We start from the raw sequence: 15184 nt of genomic DNA, 5'->3' as shown, positions 1-15184 counted from the left end.
CCACATCATCGTCTGGGAAAAATCTGGGAGAACCATGACACATGTGAGACGCCAATTGGCTGCGGTCACCGCAGCCCTGGCCCTGAGCGTGACAAGCGGAGCGGTGGCGAGTCCCGCCTTCGCCGACCCTCGCGAAACCGACAAAAACCCTACTGCCACCGGGTACGGCGGCGCCGTGAGCACAGTCGATCCGGAAGCTTCAGCAGCCGCCATCGAAGTACTCCGCAAAGGTGGTAACGCGGCCGACGCAGCTGTCGCCGCCGCTGCCACTCTGGGTGTCACAGAACCGTATAGCGCCGGCATTGGAGGCGGCGGCTACTTCGTGTTCTACGACGCCAAGACCAAGAAAGTCAGCACCATCGATGGCCGCGAAACGGCGCCGGCAACCATGCCGAACGATGCGTTCATCGATCCCGCCACAGGCAAGCCCTATCTCTTTACGACGAAGCGGCCCGAGCTGCCAACGAGCGGCGTCTCTGTCGGCGTCCCCGGCACCCCGGCAACTTGGGAACGCGCACTTGAACGTTGGGGGACTTTGAACCTCGGCGAGGCACTCAAGCCCGCCATCAAGGTAGCCAACCGCGGTTTCGTGGTGGACGATACGTTCCGAAACCAGACCCTTGATAACAAGTTCCGTTTCAACACCTTCACTTCCACGCAGGACCTGTTCCTCCCCGGCGGTGACGCTCCCGCCGTCGGGAGTATCTTCAAGAACCCCGAGCTGGCCGAGACATACCGCCTGCTGGCGAAGCAAGGCACCAGCGCTTTCTACACGGGTCCGCTGGCAGAGGAAATTGTCTCCGCAGTAAAAGCGCCGCCGAAATCGGGCGACACTGATCTGCCCGTTCCAACCGGGTTCATGACCACTGACGATTTGGCTGCGTACGAAGCCGTTAATCAGGATCCGACGCACGTGAACTACCGCGGCTATGACGTCTACGGGATGGCGCCATCCAGCAGCGGCGGCACCACGGTTGGCGAGTCGCTGAACATTCTTGAAAACTTCGATCTCGCCGGCATGGAACCGAAGGATGCCCTGCACCACTATGTCGAGGCCAGCTCGCTGGCGTTCGCGGACCGTGGCGCGTATGTGGGTGACCCGAAATTCGTTGACGTTCCCACCGATGTCCTCACCGATGAGGTTTTCGGCAAGGAACGGGCTTGCGAGATCAATCCGACTGCCGCGGCTAAGAAGCCGGTCGCCCCTGGTGACATAACAAAGTACGACGGCGCGTGCCCGGCCGCGGCAGCACCTCTCGCCGACGAGACGGACACCGAGAACATTTCCACCACCAACATGACGGTCGCCGACAAATGGGGCAACGTTGTGGAGTACACCCTGACCATTGAGCAGACGGGTGGATCAGGGATCGTCGTCCCAGGCCGCGGATTCCTCTTGAACAATGAGTTGACTGACTTCAGCGCCGAATACAAGGCGACTGATCCCAACAGGATCCAGCCAGGCAAGCGTCCCCGTTCTTCGATGTCGCCAACCATCATCCTGGAAGACGGTGACCCGTTCCTGGCTCTCGGCTCCCCGGGCGGATCCACCATCATCACCACCGTGTTGCAGACGATTCTGAATCGCGTTGACCTGGGGATGGATATCTCTGAGGCCATCGCAGCTCCGCGTGCAGCTCCTCGAAACGGGCCCACCGTGAGTTCCGAGCCGGCGTTCATTGATGCTTATGGTCCTGCACTGAAATCGTTGGGCCATGATCTGGTCCCGGCCGGTGATGCTTTCACCTCAGCGGCCGAAATAGGTGCGGCCACGGCGATTGAGTTCGGCGACGGCGGAAAGCTTACGGCTGCAGCTGAGCCGAAACGTCGTGGAGGTGGATCGGCCATGGTTTTGAAGCCAAGCAGCGGGCCGTGATTGACGTATTAGCCAGGAAACAGGCCTCGGACTGTTGCCTGCAGTTTTTCCAACGTCGGGCTCTCTTGGGCGCTGGCAGCGAACTTCATAAGTCCGCGGCAGGCGAGTCCCGCGTCCGTCAGCTCACCGCTCAGCAGGAAGTCCATCAGTTCGTCGCTGGGCAGTAACCGCACGAAGCCCGCCTCGGAAGGGTCCCACGATGGGTCGCTTCCGAGGCGGGCTTCTGCTGCAATGATCAAATGCTTCCGCCGGGACGAGTTGGCGGACCACCATTCGGATCCTGCGTAGTAGACGGCTGACGATTGGTAACCTGTTTCCTCGGCCAACTCGCGCTGGCCGCCATCTACGGGAGCTTCGTTCTCATTCAGGTATCCCCCGGGCAGTTCCAGCAAGGTTTTTCCTGGCCCGACGCGGAACTGCTCAAACAGCACCACATCGGTTCCACCGTCCGTGAAGGCGAGAACTGCTGCGGAGTCCGGGCTTGCGATGACGTCCCAGGTTGAAACTGAGCCGTCAGCCTCCAAGTAGGTGTCCTGATTGATGGTGACAAAGCCTTTGTAAGCACGCGTCGTCCAGAGCTTTCGCCACAATTCGTCCGAATTGTTCACTCTTGGCGGTTGGTCTTGAGTTCCCGGCAGAATCTCCACACCATCACCAACGAAGCTGCCGCGATGATGATTCCGGAAATAAAGGACCAAACAGATTCGCTGCCGCTTGAGAGGAAAATGTAGGTGGCGTAGGAGGCCATAATGAGGGCGAGAAGCAGCCAGACCATCGGTTTACGATTCACAATGAGTTCCTTGATTGAGTGGTAGATATCAGGCCAAGTCACGTTTGGAGAACACGGCGCAGGCTGCCCCCAAGACGATTAACAGCCAAGCAACGGCCCCGAAGAAAGACTCCGACGCCGGTATGTGGACTGCCGCTTGATTCGCCCAGTCGGCAGCTTGGAATGGGAAGAGGTACGTCTCGGCACTGCCCAGGGACAGGATCTGCGGCATAACCAAACTGAGGGGAACCGCGAAGAGGCTCACAAGGTGGCTGCGAAGAAGGGAACCGATCGCGAATCCCCAGGCCGATCCCATGGCTGCCATTCCAGCGAAGGCCAGCACCACATGCGGGCTGACCTGCCATCCTTGGGCGAATATTCCCCCGGCAAGACCGAAGCAGATGCCCACCATCGCGCCGCTCAGGATTGCTGCCAGAGCAGTTGTAAGTGCTCTTGCAATGAACGCCGGGTTCCTTTGAAACAACAGAACCCTGCGTGTAAGGCATCCTGCCCGGAAATCCGCGGTGAAGGAAAAAGAGCCCATCACACCCGCACCCGTGAGCATGAGCGATAACCCTGCCCCTCGAAAAACTCCTTCAAGACCTGGAGGGGTGGTGGATTCGAGCCTGGCGGTCACCAGGAGCGCAACCAGCAGTCCGATCACCAGCAGGGAAGCAATCCCGGAACCCTTCCACAGCCACGGGCGGCGAAGATCCGCAAGAAGCGAGGACACCATTTAGAACTCCTTTCTCTTGAGCACGGCAACCGCGCCGGCACTTGCTGCCAGAAGCCACGCCAGCGAGACCAAGACCGCGGGACCTGGTTGAAGAAGGCCCTCAAAAGGAAGAGAGGCAATGCCTGCCAACGCGCCGGAGGGCAGCCAACGCCCTATTTCCGGATCGTTTGCCAAGATGGGCAGTTCGACGGCGAGCGGAATAAGCATGGTGACGATCGTCGTCGCGTAGTAGTGCCGAATGATCCAGCCGAGCGAGCAACCCCACAGGGAACCAATAGCGGACGCGACCACGACGCCGGGCAGGGCTTCCCAAGACCTTGGGGTGAGGAGGTCCGCGCGCATTTCCAATGGCAGGGTGAAGGCTACGCTGGCTCCCCAAACCACGATCCCCGCCGTCAGAGTGGCGATCCCGACCACCAAGGCTGCGGCGTACTTGACCGCAACAAGGTGCATTGGCCCGCTCATCACCACGCTGCGTCGGAGGGTCCCGTAGTAGGACTCCCGTGTGACCAGGTAGCTCCCGGCAAAGGTGGCCACGATCGCAATAGTGGTGGCCAAAGCCCAAAATGCTTGAATGTTGTCCGCGGTGGAAAGCTGATCTGCATTGTCCGGCCAGCCGAGGAAGTTGGCCACGAACCAGGGCACCAAGGCGCTGAAAGCGACGATGCCCAATATGGAATATCCGCTGAAGTACCTCAGTAGTTCTGCCCGTAGTCCACCGGCCCAGTTGGAGTTCGAATGGACCGTCACTGGGCACCCTCCAGGATCTTGAAATACGCAGATTCTAGGCTTCCGCCGCCGAGAGCCTTCGCTTCCTCGAGGGTCCCTTGGAACAATGTCCGCTGTTTGAGAATGACGACGTCATGGGCAATTTGTTCGAGTTCCATCAGCTGGTGGCTTGAGACCAAGGCACTCCCGCCGGACTCAGCAAACCGGCGCAGAAAGCCGCGCAACCACTGGATGCCTTCCGGATCCAGGCCGTTCGCGGGCTCGTCGAGGACAAGCAGTCGAGGGTTACCGATAATGGCGGACGCAATCCCCAGCCGTTGTTTCATCCCCAGCGAGTAGTCGCGCACTTTTCTGTCCGCATGAGCAGCAAGGTCCACGATTTCCAGGACCCGTTCAACGTTTTCCCGATCCACGCCTGTTGCCAACTGGCAAATCTGAAGATGACGGCGGCCCGTCAATCCAGGCTCTACTTCCATCCCGTCCAAGTTCACTCCAACGTGTACGGCTGGCCTCTTTAGCAAGCGGTAGGCGGTTCCGAAGACTGTTGCCCGGCCCGACGTCGCCTCCACCAAACCTGTCAGTCCTCCAAGTGCCGTACTCTTGCCGGCACCGTTGGGTCCGATGAGTCCCACAATCCGCCCGGCAGGCACGTCGAACGTCAGATCGTCGACGGTCAATCGTTTGCCTCTTCTCTTGGTGAATCCCTCAAAGCTGGCGTGGATTGTCATGAGTGCCCTCTCGTGGAGTCGTCCCGTTCGGGTTGTCCGGGCCATAACGGGGAATGCGAAATGGCTTGCCAGAGCCACTCCCCCAAAGTTGTTTGGAGTCGGCTCGCTACTTCTGCCCGCCCGGAAGCGCGGAGGGATGTGCTTTCTTCCACCTGACCTGCGTAGGCCAGCACAGGCAGGGCGGTACCTGCGAGCGCTATGGGAACGATGGTGTCCACAGGTGCAGTGGATGACGACGGCGGGTGCTCCCCAATCGTGGCGTGGCCCAGGTTTTCGTGAATGACCATTCCCTGCGACTGCAACGTGACGGTATCGCCCGGTTCCAGCTCGCGATTGTCAGCCCCGTCGGGCGTCACGATGAGCAACTGGCCATTCAAATAGGTGTAGCCCGCTAAGGTCACCCGATTCACTGGGATCACGGCGAGAAGAACTCCGATAGCAAGAGAGCCTGCGAGCATGAAAAGGACACGCCTCCACAGCGGGCTTCCGTTCTCCGCAGCCCCGCGGAAGAACTGAACCACACTCCTGGAAGCCATCACTACGAGCAAGCAGAGGATGGCAAACACCACAATGTGCCCTATGTATCCGAGCTGCAGGAAGATCGGCACGATGCGTTGAAAGCCAATCATCATGAAGCCGACGCCAGAGATGAAGCTCGCCAGTCCGAACCACGGGAGCAAACCATTACCGCGAAAACTGGCCCGCGCTCCTAGAACCCGGGAGCCAACGACGTCGGCCAGTGCCTTCACGGATTTCTGGCGAAGATGGGGAATGTCCAGAGCGGACATCAACGCAACGTAGCCGTCCAGCTTGATGAATGGGAAAAGATTCAGAATGGCGACAGCCCAACAAATGATGCCGTAGAGCAGAGCCGCATCCTTCACCGAGGACGCCGGAAGTAAAGTCTGCACCGCCAGCGCGATGCTCCCCAGACCAAGATGGACCAGGGGCCCGGCGAGGGCGATCACCACCCGCTGTTTTCGTGAGCTCAGCCGCCAGCCATCGGTTACGTCGCAGAAGAAGGCAGGGGACAGGTAGAACAGCATGATGCCGATTCGCCGAGGGGTGCCGCCAAAGTAGCTGAGAGCCATTCCGTGGCCGAATTCATGAAGCAACGTGGAGGCAAACATCGCAAGAGCAACGTACAGATATACCTCAAGTGGCAGCGGCGTCGCCAAGACCCGCCAAATGCTTGGGCCAGCCGTCAGGGCTCCCACCATGCCGCCTATGAGAACCAGGGCAAGGGGCAGTGCGGCTATCGGTCGCGCAAAGGCAGCGACCAAAGGTCGGAATCGCAGTAGCAGCGGCGCCGGATTGAACAAGGTGAACTGCACCGTCAAGGGTGGCCGGAATTGAACCCGCCGGTCCCTCGGCTGGTTCGTGCCGCCGTCGAAAATGCCAGTGTGCGCCAGCTGCCGAACGATCCCCATGACGTCGGCCGCCGTCCACGGCAACCCCAAAAGGTTGGCTACCTGGGCGGGGTTTCTCTCACCATCAACTGCTCTGAGGACGGCGGCCACATCTGCTGAAACCCGGGCTTTTGGAACACTGTTTGTGGCAACAATCCAGGGGCCGCCGTCCGCTAACGGTTGATCAATGGAGGCCGCTGGCGCCAACTGAACCGGCCACTGAACGGGTGTCGGGGTCTTGGGTGATCCGAGCATGGCGAGCTTTCTCATATCAGCGGGTGCGGTGTTAGGGACATACCGGCGGGGTCACAGACCGAACCGGACGGCATCTGGACCAGTCCTTTGGTTTCATCCATCGTTAGGGGAACAGCACCGGGACAAATCGCCTTGCCCGCTACCCACCCGAGTTCCTGAATTGCCGCTGGGAGGCGGTGGGTGAGGCTGACCCAGTGTGATCGAATGTCTCGCCCCGCCAAAAACTTCACCAGGACGTCGACGTTCGGAATGGATTTGACCTGCGGAAAGTGGGCAGGCCTGAAGGTTCGAACCCACAAAAGTAATTCAGCCAGGGCTTGCCCGGTGGTCCAGAAGTCCGCGCGGGATTCGTCGTCTACCACCTCCGGTAATTGAACTGCCGATGGCGTCCGTGACAAGAAGAGTTCGCGAATCTGCAGGCCTTCCTGCAGGGCTCCCTTCAGAGCGGCGACGGGGTCGGCGGCCGCCTTGAGTCCAACAGCACCGAAGTGGCCGTGCCCGGTGTCGCCAGCGATGATGCAGACCCCAATATGCAAGGGACTTTTACCCTGTGGGATGAAGGCCAGCGTTGGGGCGATGTCAGCTTTGCGTGCAGCCTCCAGAAGCAGAAGCAAACCCCGTGTGCCTGGGGCGTGGAGCACATCTGCCGGCATCGACCCAGCCACGAACTCGTGGAGGGGAACCCTTTGGCGCCAGGCAGAAAGGAAGGCATCCCGTTCTATGACTTCACCGATGCCGGATGCTCGCGCGAAGTGTTCTGACGGACCGGACGCTGCGCCATTCGGCGATGGATCAAAGAACCCGTTCCATGGATCCGGATGCGTGGATCCAGCAGCGGCGTAGTCCACCACAGGAGCCGGTACGTGTGATTCCTGGCCTGTCAGCAAGTCCGTTGCCCGGTACCACGGGAAGTCGAAGGCGAGGGCGGAGGCGCGTCCCAACCCTGCGCTGAGAAAATCGATGCGCTTGTCGATGGCGTCCCTCCCGACAAGGAGGTGCTCAGCGTCTGCTGCCATGGGCGCTAACGCGAAACGCTCTACGGCCTCACCTGCGCCCCGCGTCATGGAGGATCTCTTCTTCACGTCAAAAGCTCCGACGGCGGTCGCGAAACCCTTCCCGTCGGGGCGCCCATTTGCGAGGGACGCAACGGTTCGCCAGAGCCCTACATCGTTTGGCAGGTAGACCGTCGCGGAGGACACCAGACCCAGCGACGGATCAAGGGTAAGTACTGGATCGATGCTCATCTGCCACACACCCACAGCTCGATGTCGTTCAGGCCGGGAACCTGCGCGGCGATGCGGACTGAGCGACGCTCGAGGATGGTTAGGCCTTCTGCCAGCACTTCTTCCTCGATGAGGCTGTTACTGACGAACGCGATGTCGCTTGAATACGCGGAGGATCGGTACGTACCGCCTTCATCGAAGCCAACGTGGATCATAGTTACGTGCCGGGCCCCGTTGACCGGATCACGGCTTTCCACGGTGATGAGGAATGCGTCCTCGCCCAGCGCCGAAACTGTCGTTCCGCCGTCGTGTCTTTCCGATGCCTGGTGACTGTCAGCGTTCAGTACCGTCAACAAGAAGCGTCCGTCGGGCATCAAGCAGTCACGGACGCGGCGGAACAACTCCCTCCTGTCTTGGGGGTCCAGGAGCGTGATGGAACTGGCGCCGAGAACGACGCAACCGAAGCCGCCGTCGATCTCAAATCGGGACATGTCCGCCTCGAGCAACTCCACCGGCACTTCGCGGGGATTAAAGGCTTTGGTGTCGATCCTTTCCGCGAGCATCGCGAGCATTTCCGGCGAGGAGTCGACGGCGGTCAGCGGACGTCCCAGGGCAAGGAGTGGCCGGGTGATCCGCCCTGATCCCGCAGCCAATTCAAGAATGGGCCCGGTGGTTTTGCGTGCTGCAGCCAGGATCTCGGGCAGTTCGGTGAGGTCATCAGCGGTGATCTGATCGTAAAGACGGGAGCCTGCAACGCTGTACAGATCCTCGGGAGGATCCAAGTGGCCAAGGACGCGCAGGATGGCATCGGCAGATTTGTCGGGCGGGATATTCATCAGCTCGTGTTCTCCGGGAGTTGGTAGGAGTCGGGGATCCACGCGGGCGGCGGCGAAGCGTCGCGCCACCCGCGTGCACCAGCTAGGTGGCGGCGATTCCGATGACGATGCCGGCGATGATGATGACGTCACCAACGCGCATGTACCACGGGGTATCGTCCGGGGTGTCGAGGTTCTCCAGTTCTTCGATGGTCAGCTGAAGGTTCGAGTTTGCGATCATTGCGTTCTCCTTTCTCTTCTAGTTCGTGCTGTTGTTCGGTCTGTCCGTTCCGGACGGGTTAGGTGATGCTGACGGCGATAATGCCGATTGCAACTCCCTGGGATACTCCGATGAACCAGTTGTTGAAGTCCGGGGTGTCCAGCGATTCGATCTCCTGGATGGAGATGTTGAGCTGTTTCTGCATTTGCGTTCACCTCCCTTCGTTGCAAGTTGGAAGGCCTGCGCGAGCCCGTCAGGTGATGCTGACGGCGATCCCGATCAATGCGAGGCCAACGGTGATGCCGTGGATGCGTTCGCTCCAGTCGTCAGGGACGTCGATGCTTTCCAGTTCCTGGACGTGGAGGTCCAAAGTCCTGGGTGCAAGAGTGCTGCTCATGTACTCACCCCCTTTCCCTTACCGCTCGTAGCTCGCCCACTGGGCCTGGCAAGATTTGTTGTTCCAGCGCTGCCTTGGAGAGGACGTACTGGAGCTGCACGCCATCAAGGCTCCGCAGCATCGGCAACCCGCCACCCCAGTTCCGGAGAGCGGCGGCGGTGGTCTTCATCAACGACTGCTCGCTAATGGCATCCAGGCGTGCGATGCCCCACCGCCATATCAATTGGTTGATGCCCTTGGCGGGGTTGGGGTCCAGTGAAGGATCCGCGTCCATAACCACGGACCAGAGCTTCAGCAGGCGACTACGGTCACCCCAGGCTGCGGTTCCATTGGCGATCTCCTCCCAGATGGGACTGATCACCGACGCTGTGGCGGTCATCTTTCGGACTCCAGTGACATAGGCAAGTTCGTTGGCGACATACCAGTGCTTCGCTCCGTAGGGGTCCCGAGCTATCAGCGCCCAGCCGGTGTGTGTCTCCATGCTGAGGTGGGCCGCCTTCAGTCTCAGCTCGGGCCCGTCCTCACGTGTCACTCGATTCCCGAGCCTGACGATCCGCGCCAAAAGTGAGTAACCGTCGTCGTCGAAAATGTTCGCGCTGCTGCCGAGCATGGTGCCGGCCACCCGGAGGAACGCCTCAAGCAGCCCTTCGAAAAGCAGCTGCCTCGGCAGGGTGGCGAGATTCCCGGCGTCGAGCACTGCCACATCACCTGACAGGTGACGTGAGGCGATCAAACGGCGCCCGACGGCGGTGTCCAGGCACGCTACAGCGCTGACTTCAGCACCGGTCCCCACGGTTGACGACATGAGGACGGTTCGGGGACGCTCATTTGGATAAGGGACCGGAGGTAGAACGACGAGACCCGAACGCTTGGCGTGACGTTCGACGAAGACCGTGAGGCTCGGGTCCGCGGTGAACAGTGCCGCCAGCTTTACGGCGTCCAACACCGAACCTCCACCAAGGCCCACAACGCTCTGAAGTCCGTGTTTGCGAATGAAACCGCCCACAAGCCTCAGGGTCTCCCCTGTGACCGGGCCAGCTTTTAGGTTGAACGTTGGCGCTCCCTTGAGGTCGCCGGCCAAGAGGGCATCCCTCTGTCCTGCGAGTGCACTATCCACCACGAGTCCGGTCCGGCCGCGGGCAAGCCCGCCGATGTATTTAGGTGCCATCCCTGGATCGAGGACGACGCAGCGCGTGTTCCACGTGCGATCCGCGATCATGCGAAGACTCCGTCGCGTTCTGCTTTTGCCAGACCCTGGACGATGGCCGCGTGCAGTTCCTCGAAGTTCTCCTGCGTATAGGTCAGTGCTGGCAGGAGTTGGATCCGGCCTGGCCCAGGCTGAAAGATGGCTCCGGCTTGATGGATCCGCCGTACGACGGCCAGGACACCGTTGGGAGAAAGGGGTGATCCAGTCTTGGTTCGCAACAGGATGCCCCTCATACAGCCGCGTCCGGAGGACTCGGCAACCCCTGGAATGCCTTGGAGTTTGGCAATGAGCGTGTTGAGGCCTTCTGAGACCCGCTGGGTCAGGGTGGTGTGATCCAGCCTCGTCATCTCGGAGATCGTGCTGAGAATGGCAGCGCAGGTTGCTGGTGTTCCGGCCTGGGTTTCGCCGTGGACAAAGACGGCCTCGTTCTTATCAAAGAGCTGGGTTACGCGCTGGCCGATAAGAAGGGCTGCGCATGCGCTGGTGCCGTTGGTCAGTCCCTTGGAAGTAACAATGACGTCCGGGGCTTCCCGCCACTCATCCGAAGCAAACCACCCTTTAATACGGCCGAATCCGGTGGCGACTTCGTCAGCCACAACAAGGAACCTCTGCTCCTCCCGGTGTTTGAGGAGTGCATTCACGAAAGCGTCCGGTACGACTTCCGCACCCGAGCCAAGGACGGGCTCGATGATGACCGCCGCGATGCGATGGCCCTCCCTTTGCATGAGATGGGCCAGCTCGGCACCACCGTCGTCGAACCGGACGTGCCGAATGTTGCGCCTGTCCACGCCATAGACGGCCTGGCCGAGGTCGTCGCCGCTGAGTGCCTGGCTCCCGTACGTGAGCCCGTGGTAGCTGCCGCTTAACCCGACGATGAGTTTGCGATCGGGTTGTTTGTCCAGGACAAAGTAGTGGCGGGCGAGCTTCATGACGGCGTCGTTGGCGGCACCTCCGGAGGTGGAGAAGAGGACTCGCTCGAATTGATCATGGGGCAAATCAAGGAGGGCTTTCGAGGCCTCGATAGCCTTACTGTGCGCGGTCCGGAAGAGCGGGAGGTAGGACGCAGTTTCCAGTTCTTTGGCTATTGACTCTGCAATCCGTGCGTTGCCGTAGCCGAGGTTCGCGTTCCATAGTCCGCTCTTCGCGCAGAGCCGTCGTCGCCCGTCTTCGAAGGTGACATGGACGCCTTCGGCACTCACCGCTGTGTAGCTTGCTGCCTCGAAGTCATGTTGGCTTACCAGCGGGACCCAGAGTGGGAACTGCGGTTTTAGGGGTGCGGTCATCGGTTTGTGCCGATGAGGTCAATGCCGAGCTGTTCGAATTGATTCAGGACTGCCGTCACGGATCCTGTGGCTACGGCCTCTGAGACGTTGAGGGCTGGCGCTATGTCCGTGGCAGCAACGCTGATATCCCGGAAGTTGGAGATGGCTTCGATGATGGTGGCGGCGTCAACCCCAATCTTGAAGACGCGACCCGACTTGGTGTCCAGGAGCGTGTACTCCCCTGCCCTTTGGACGATGAAAGGAGCTGAAGCCGAAGGGACCCCCGAGGCTGTACTGAAGAGGCTGACTCCGAAGCCCACAAACCTTGTGGTCTCGCGAGCTTCACGTGGAATGAACTTCCAAGCATCCAAGGCTGCGAGGTAGCGCGGAATCCACGGGTTGGCTTTGAGTGCCTCGACGTCTGCGTTGCAGTTAGGCATGGCTGATGCCGGGCCCAGTGACTTTGCACGCAGGTCTTCAATCGCATCGCCGACCCGGCCAAACTCTGCTCCATAGGGGCCGCTGAGAATTCTTCCATCCGACGTGATGTGAAGCCTTGCCGGTGAGATGCCCTTCTGTTCCATCCCTGCGAGCAAGGCACGCTCGGAAAGAACGGCATTCGCTTCCGTCAACTGCCGGACGAAATGTCCCGAACGCCTGGCTTCTTCCGCATCGTCAAAAAAGGCCTGCCAGTCCTCGCAGGTGGTCATCCTGACCACTGTTACGCCCACCAGATTGACGAAAGGAATGGCCACGTAGTCCTGGATTTCCAGGCTGAGTGTGCCGTCTACCAGGAGTTCTTCGCCGGCGGCGTCGAACGAGCCGGACACTGTTGTGATGGCCTCGTCGTCCTTGTCCCCATTGAGAGCAAGGATGACCGAGCCCTCAGTGACCAGCGTCTTCGCGTAGTCGATGTGCTCGGGATTCTCAACGAAAATGACATGGCCTGCGATGCGCCCTGGCATGCCGGTAATCCACTGATCCACTGCTGCGGCAATGGTCTGCTGCTGACTTAACGTCAATTCCCCAACCCCCCAATAGTTCCTTCGTTCTTGAGACGAAGCTATGGGCCGGAGTGGGTGCCATGGTGGAGGAAATTGAAACTAGGTGGTGGAATGCCCCAAAGATAGGTGCTGCGTGGCGCTATCTAGGTGGTGGGGAAAGGGGGTCTAGGTGGTGGGAATCAATGCCCGATCATGTCGAGGCATAGGCAATTTAGCTATCGATTTGATATTCTTGCGCTTGCCCTTCACACGCGTATCGAAGAATCTTTGGGGGACCTACGATGAACGCGAACTCAACCATGCGGATCCGGAGCTACTGGATGGGGCTAGCCGTCTCTTATGGGCTGGCCCTTACTGTTGCGACCGTGGCCGATTGGCCATGGCCCTTGGTTGTTCTGGGCGTATTTATCCTGCTCATCATCCTGCAGGGACTCCACTATGGCCAGATCGGCCGCAAGATCCATCGGGAGCCGGGCTCAGATGCACCAGCGATTAGCCTCCTCGCCTCCGCTTTCACGGCTGCGGCGATCCTCATTCATGGAACGTCCATAGCGGTTTGGGCCGGGCCCCTCCTGGGTGGGGTCACCGCGGTTGTCATGTATTTGGTCCTGGCTAAGTATGGCCGGTTCTACAGTTTGCCTTCGGTGGGCACGGATCGGCCTTCGGAGCAGGCAATTCGTGACACGTAATTCTGAATCATCGTCTAGATGACGCCTGCAAGCACTTATTTTCGGCGTCTCTGACGCTGCCGACCAGGAAAGTGACCCCTCGTATGCGTCGCGTTATTACGTTCCTTGCAGGTTTCGTTCCGTTCGCTGTCTTTTGGCCAATTTATGGAGCGGTGGCTGGCTTCGGAATCGGACTGGGTGTGACGATCGTAGCCCTTGTCCTTGACCGATACTTCTGGAGTAACCGGAAAGGCGGTAAATCGATGAGTACTCACAGAACGAGAGATAGGTGAGCATTGGATCGTTGTGGTTTTTGGACGGYAACCCCGTCCCCCACCGCACTCAAAGCTTGCCCAAAGGCCAGCCCGTGTAGCTCAGAATTTGAGATACCGATGCCGCGGGCGATGTCATCAACACCCCAGCCCTTCGACCTTCTCAAGGCTGGGAGAACAAATCCGAAAACCTTGGACGTCTCACGGACCATCCCCTCAGGTTCGCTGGATCGATATCCGCGACGGGTCAGGTCAACGCACGTTTGGCGATAGGACCAATCGGTATAGATGCCGGCTTTGTGAAACGCATCAGCAAGTGCCATAGCAGAGAGGCCAAGATGAGCCTTCAACTTTAGAAGAGACTCGACGGAAGGTTCGCGTCCCACGCTAGAGCGCAAGAGTACGCGCGGCATGAGGAACTCTGAGGCGAACTGATCTGCCTCTTTCTCAGCATTGCGCTCACTGCCAACGGAAGCATCCAGGCCCGCGTGCAGGACAAGGTGTCCCAACTCGTGCGCTAGATCGAAGCGGGAACGCTCCGCCGTCTTCATCGTGGAAAGGAAGACGTACGGCAGTCCATCCTCCCAAAGACTGAACGCGTCTACTTCTTCGGCCCCTTCGGGCAAACTAAGCACTCGTACGCCATGAGCCTCCGCCAGACGCACGGAGTTCGGAAGAGGATCAATTCCAAGCCCCCACTCCACCCGAAGTTGTTGAGCTGCTTGGAGCGGGCCCAGCAAAGAAAGATCAGGAACGTCCAAAGGTGGCAGGGCAAAGTGGTCGAGTAGGAACGCGTACAGTTCCACGCCTATGCGACCGGCTGACGTGGCCGCGTGCTTCTGCGCTGCGCTTGAGCGACGACGGGCGCGGAAGAAGACACGTTCCTCCTCAAGCGGCTCAGCAGGAGGCAGCGACAAGAAAGCAGGCTTGCATCCGATAGCCATGGCTAGAGCCCCGGCCATCCTCTCCGGGGCTCCGTGGGTCTCGTAGTTCGTCACCGTGCGCGGCGTAGCATTGAGACGCTCAGCCAGTTGAGCTTTACTGATTCCCGCCCGCAACCTCGCCAGAGTGATCCGAGAGGGTTCTAGCGTCATGACAGTTCAACGATCCTAAAGTCGACGTCGTCTTGCGGTCCGGTTGGACGATGAGAGATTTCAAGATCCGACAAGTCAGCGGGTGGCAGGAAAATCCTCCGCGTCTTCTGAGTGATGTTGCCGTCAAGGATCTCGGCTGGCAACGACAATTCGGCCCTCACCACCGGCTCATCCTTGGACCAGTGATACAGGAGTACCCACGTGAGCGGCTTCTGTGTTTGCCTAATGGCGGGCAACTCAAAGATGAGATCAAGCATTTGTTGACCATTGCACTGAACGGCTTCACCCGTGGCTGTGCCGCGACGCCTTGCTGTTCCAGGGACCACATCTTCTGAAACCGCAGTGTTCACATTTCCTCCGATAACCATGATCGATGTCAGTCCATCATGCGACAAAACTCGTGGAGAGTTCTGAGGGTCGAAGTGCTGGCGAAGCTCAAGCAAGTTGAGCAGCACGAGCGCCTCATGCGAGGTGAGCCCACGCTAACACACACTTGGGCTCGGTTTTTCGGCCATTGTAG

General features: G+C 59.7%; 18 protein-coding genes. 2 read left to right on the top strand and 16 right to left on the bottom strand.

Translation table 11 applies throughout. From position 1 onward, the window contains the following. Positions 1-34 precede the first annotated feature (34 nt). Positions 35-1876 carry a gamma-glutamyltransferase gene (gene ggt / locus AC1DCM_RS15675; RefSeq protein WP_477518923.1) on the top strand — a complete coding sequence of 614 codons (1842 nt, stop codon included), beginning with the start codon at positions 35-37 and terminating at the stop codon, positions 1874-1876. Between the two features lie 8 nt (positions 1877-1884). On the opposite strand, the gene AC1DCM_RS15670 is transcribed toward ggt, so the two are convergent. From AC1DCM_RS15670 to mpaB, 14 genes are all read right to left on the bottom strand, one after another. Then, positions 1885-2484 carry an NUDIX hydrolase gene (locus tag AC1DCM_RS15670; protein ID WP_477518922.1) on the bottom strand — a complete coding sequence of 200 codons (600 nt, stop codon included), beginning with the start codon at positions 2482-2484 and terminating at the stop codon, positions 1885-1887. Beyond that, entirely contained in the window at positions 2481-2666 is a 186-nt protein-coding gene (locus AC1DCM_RS15665; RefSeq protein ID WP_477518921.1) for a hypothetical protein, read from the bottom strand. The genes AC1DCM_RS15670 and AC1DCM_RS15665 overlap by 4 nt, the downstream gene beginning before the upstream one ends. 28 nt (positions 2667-2694) lie before the next feature. Continuing rightward, positions 2695-3381 carry a hypothetical protein gene (locus AC1DCM_RS15660; protein WP_477518920.1) on the bottom strand — a complete coding sequence of 229 codons (687 nt, stop codon included), beginning with the start codon at positions 3379-3381 and terminating at the stop codon, positions 2695-2697. Beyond that, positions 3382-4131 (bottom strand): hypothetical protein, encoded by a 750-nt coding sequence (locus AC1DCM_RS15655; RefSeq protein WP_477518919.1) that lies wholly within the window; start codon positions 4129-4131, stop codon positions 3382-3384. Beyond that, positions 4128-4838, bottom strand: coding sequence for an ABC transporter ATP-binding protein (locus tag AC1DCM_RS15650; protein ID WP_477518918.1), 711 nt, complete (start codon positions 4836-4838; stop codon positions 4128-4130). Before AC1DCM_RS15650 ends, AC1DCM_RS15655 begins: the two co-directional genes overlap by 4 nt. Continuing rightward, positions 4835-6502, bottom strand: coding sequence for a daptide biosynthesis intramembrane metalloprotease (gene mpaP, locus AC1DCM_RS15645; RefSeq protein ID WP_477518917.1), 1668 nt, complete (start codon positions 6500-6502; stop codon positions 4835-4837). Before mpaP ends, AC1DCM_RS15650 begins: the two co-directional genes overlap by 4 nt. An 11-nt stretch (positions 6503-6513) precedes the next feature. Then, complete coding sequence (locus AC1DCM_RS15640) at positions 6514-7746, bottom strand: YcaO-like family protein (RefSeq protein WP_477518916.1); 1233 nt, start codon at positions 7744-7746, stop codon at positions 6514-6516. Continuing rightward, positions 7743-8561: a daptide-type RiPP biosynthesis methyltransferase gene (mpaM, locus tag AC1DCM_RS15635; protein WP_477518915.1), complete on the bottom strand. Its 819-nt coding sequence runs from the start codon at positions 8559-8561 to the stop codon at positions 7743-7745. Before mpaM ends, AC1DCM_RS15640 begins: the two co-directional genes overlap by 4 nt. An 82-nt stretch (positions 8562-8643) precedes the next feature. Next, positions 8644-8781 carry a daptide-type RiPP gene (locus tag AC1DCM_RS15630; protein ID WP_431116703.1) on the bottom strand — a complete coding sequence of 46 codons (138 nt, stop codon included), beginning with the start codon at positions 8779-8781 and terminating at the stop codon, positions 8644-8646. A gap of 58 nt (positions 8782-8839) precedes the next feature. After that, positions 8840-8965: a daptide-type RiPP gene (locus tag AC1DCM_RS15625; protein WP_263422335.1), complete on the bottom strand. Its 126-nt coding sequence runs from the start codon at positions 8963-8965 to the stop codon at positions 8840-8842. 48 nt (positions 8966-9013) lie between these two features. After that, the gene (locus AC1DCM_RS15620; RefSeq protein ID WP_477518914.1) at positions 9014-9157 is read right to left on the bottom strand and encodes a daptide-type RiPP; all 144 of its coding nucleotides are present in this window, start codon (positions 9155-9157) and stop codon (positions 9014-9016) included. A gap of 4 nt (positions 9158-9161) precedes the next feature. Further along, complete coding sequence (gene mpaC, locus AC1DCM_RS15615; protein WP_477518913.1) at positions 9162-10376, bottom strand: daptide-type RiPP biosynthesis dehydogenase; 1215 nt, start codon at positions 10374-10376, stop codon at positions 9162-9164. Then, a complete protein-coding gene (gene mpaD / locus AC1DCM_RS15610; protein ID WP_477518912.1) occupies positions 10373-11647 on the bottom strand; it encodes a daptide-type RiPP biosynthesis aminotransferase in 1275 nt (424 codons plus the stop codon). Before mpaD ends, mpaC begins: the two co-directional genes overlap by 4 nt. After that, positions 11644-12648, bottom strand: a complete 1005-nt coding sequence (gene mpaB, locus AC1DCM_RS15605; protein WP_477518911.1) for a daptide biosynthesis RiPP recognition protein — start codon at positions 12646-12648, stop codon at positions 11644-11646. Before mpaB ends, mpaD begins: the two co-directional genes overlap by 4 nt. 263 nt (positions 12649-12911) lie before the next feature. Here mpaB and AC1DCM_RS15600 point away from each other — a divergent pair, with 263 nt between their 5' ends. Then, the gene (locus tag AC1DCM_RS15600) at positions 12912-13319 is read left to right on the top strand and encodes a hypothetical protein (protein ID WP_477518910.1); all 408 of its coding nucleotides are present in this window, start codon (positions 12912-12914) and stop codon (positions 13317-13319) included. 250 nt (positions 13320-13569) lie between these two features. Here the strand turns inward: AC1DCM_RS15600 and AC1DCM_RS15595 are convergent, their stop codons facing one another. Next, positions 13570-14664: an ImmA/IrrE family metallo-endopeptidase gene (locus AC1DCM_RS15595; RefSeq protein ID WP_477518909.1), complete on the bottom strand. Its 1095-nt coding sequence runs from the start codon at positions 14662-14664 to the stop codon at positions 13570-13572. Beyond that, a complete protein-coding gene (locus tag AC1DCM_RS15590) occupies positions 14661-14921 on the bottom strand; it encodes a hypothetical protein (protein ID WP_477518908.1) in 261 nt (86 codons plus the stop codon). Before AC1DCM_RS15590 ends, AC1DCM_RS15595 begins: the two co-directional genes overlap by 4 nt. Positions 14922-15184: the final 263 nt, after the last annotated feature.

This window comes from Paenarthrobacter sp. 10N417 (assembly GCF_056394745.1).
Note: the sequence above shows the minus strand (reverse complement) of the source record. Positions and strands in the feature narration are given on the sequence as shown.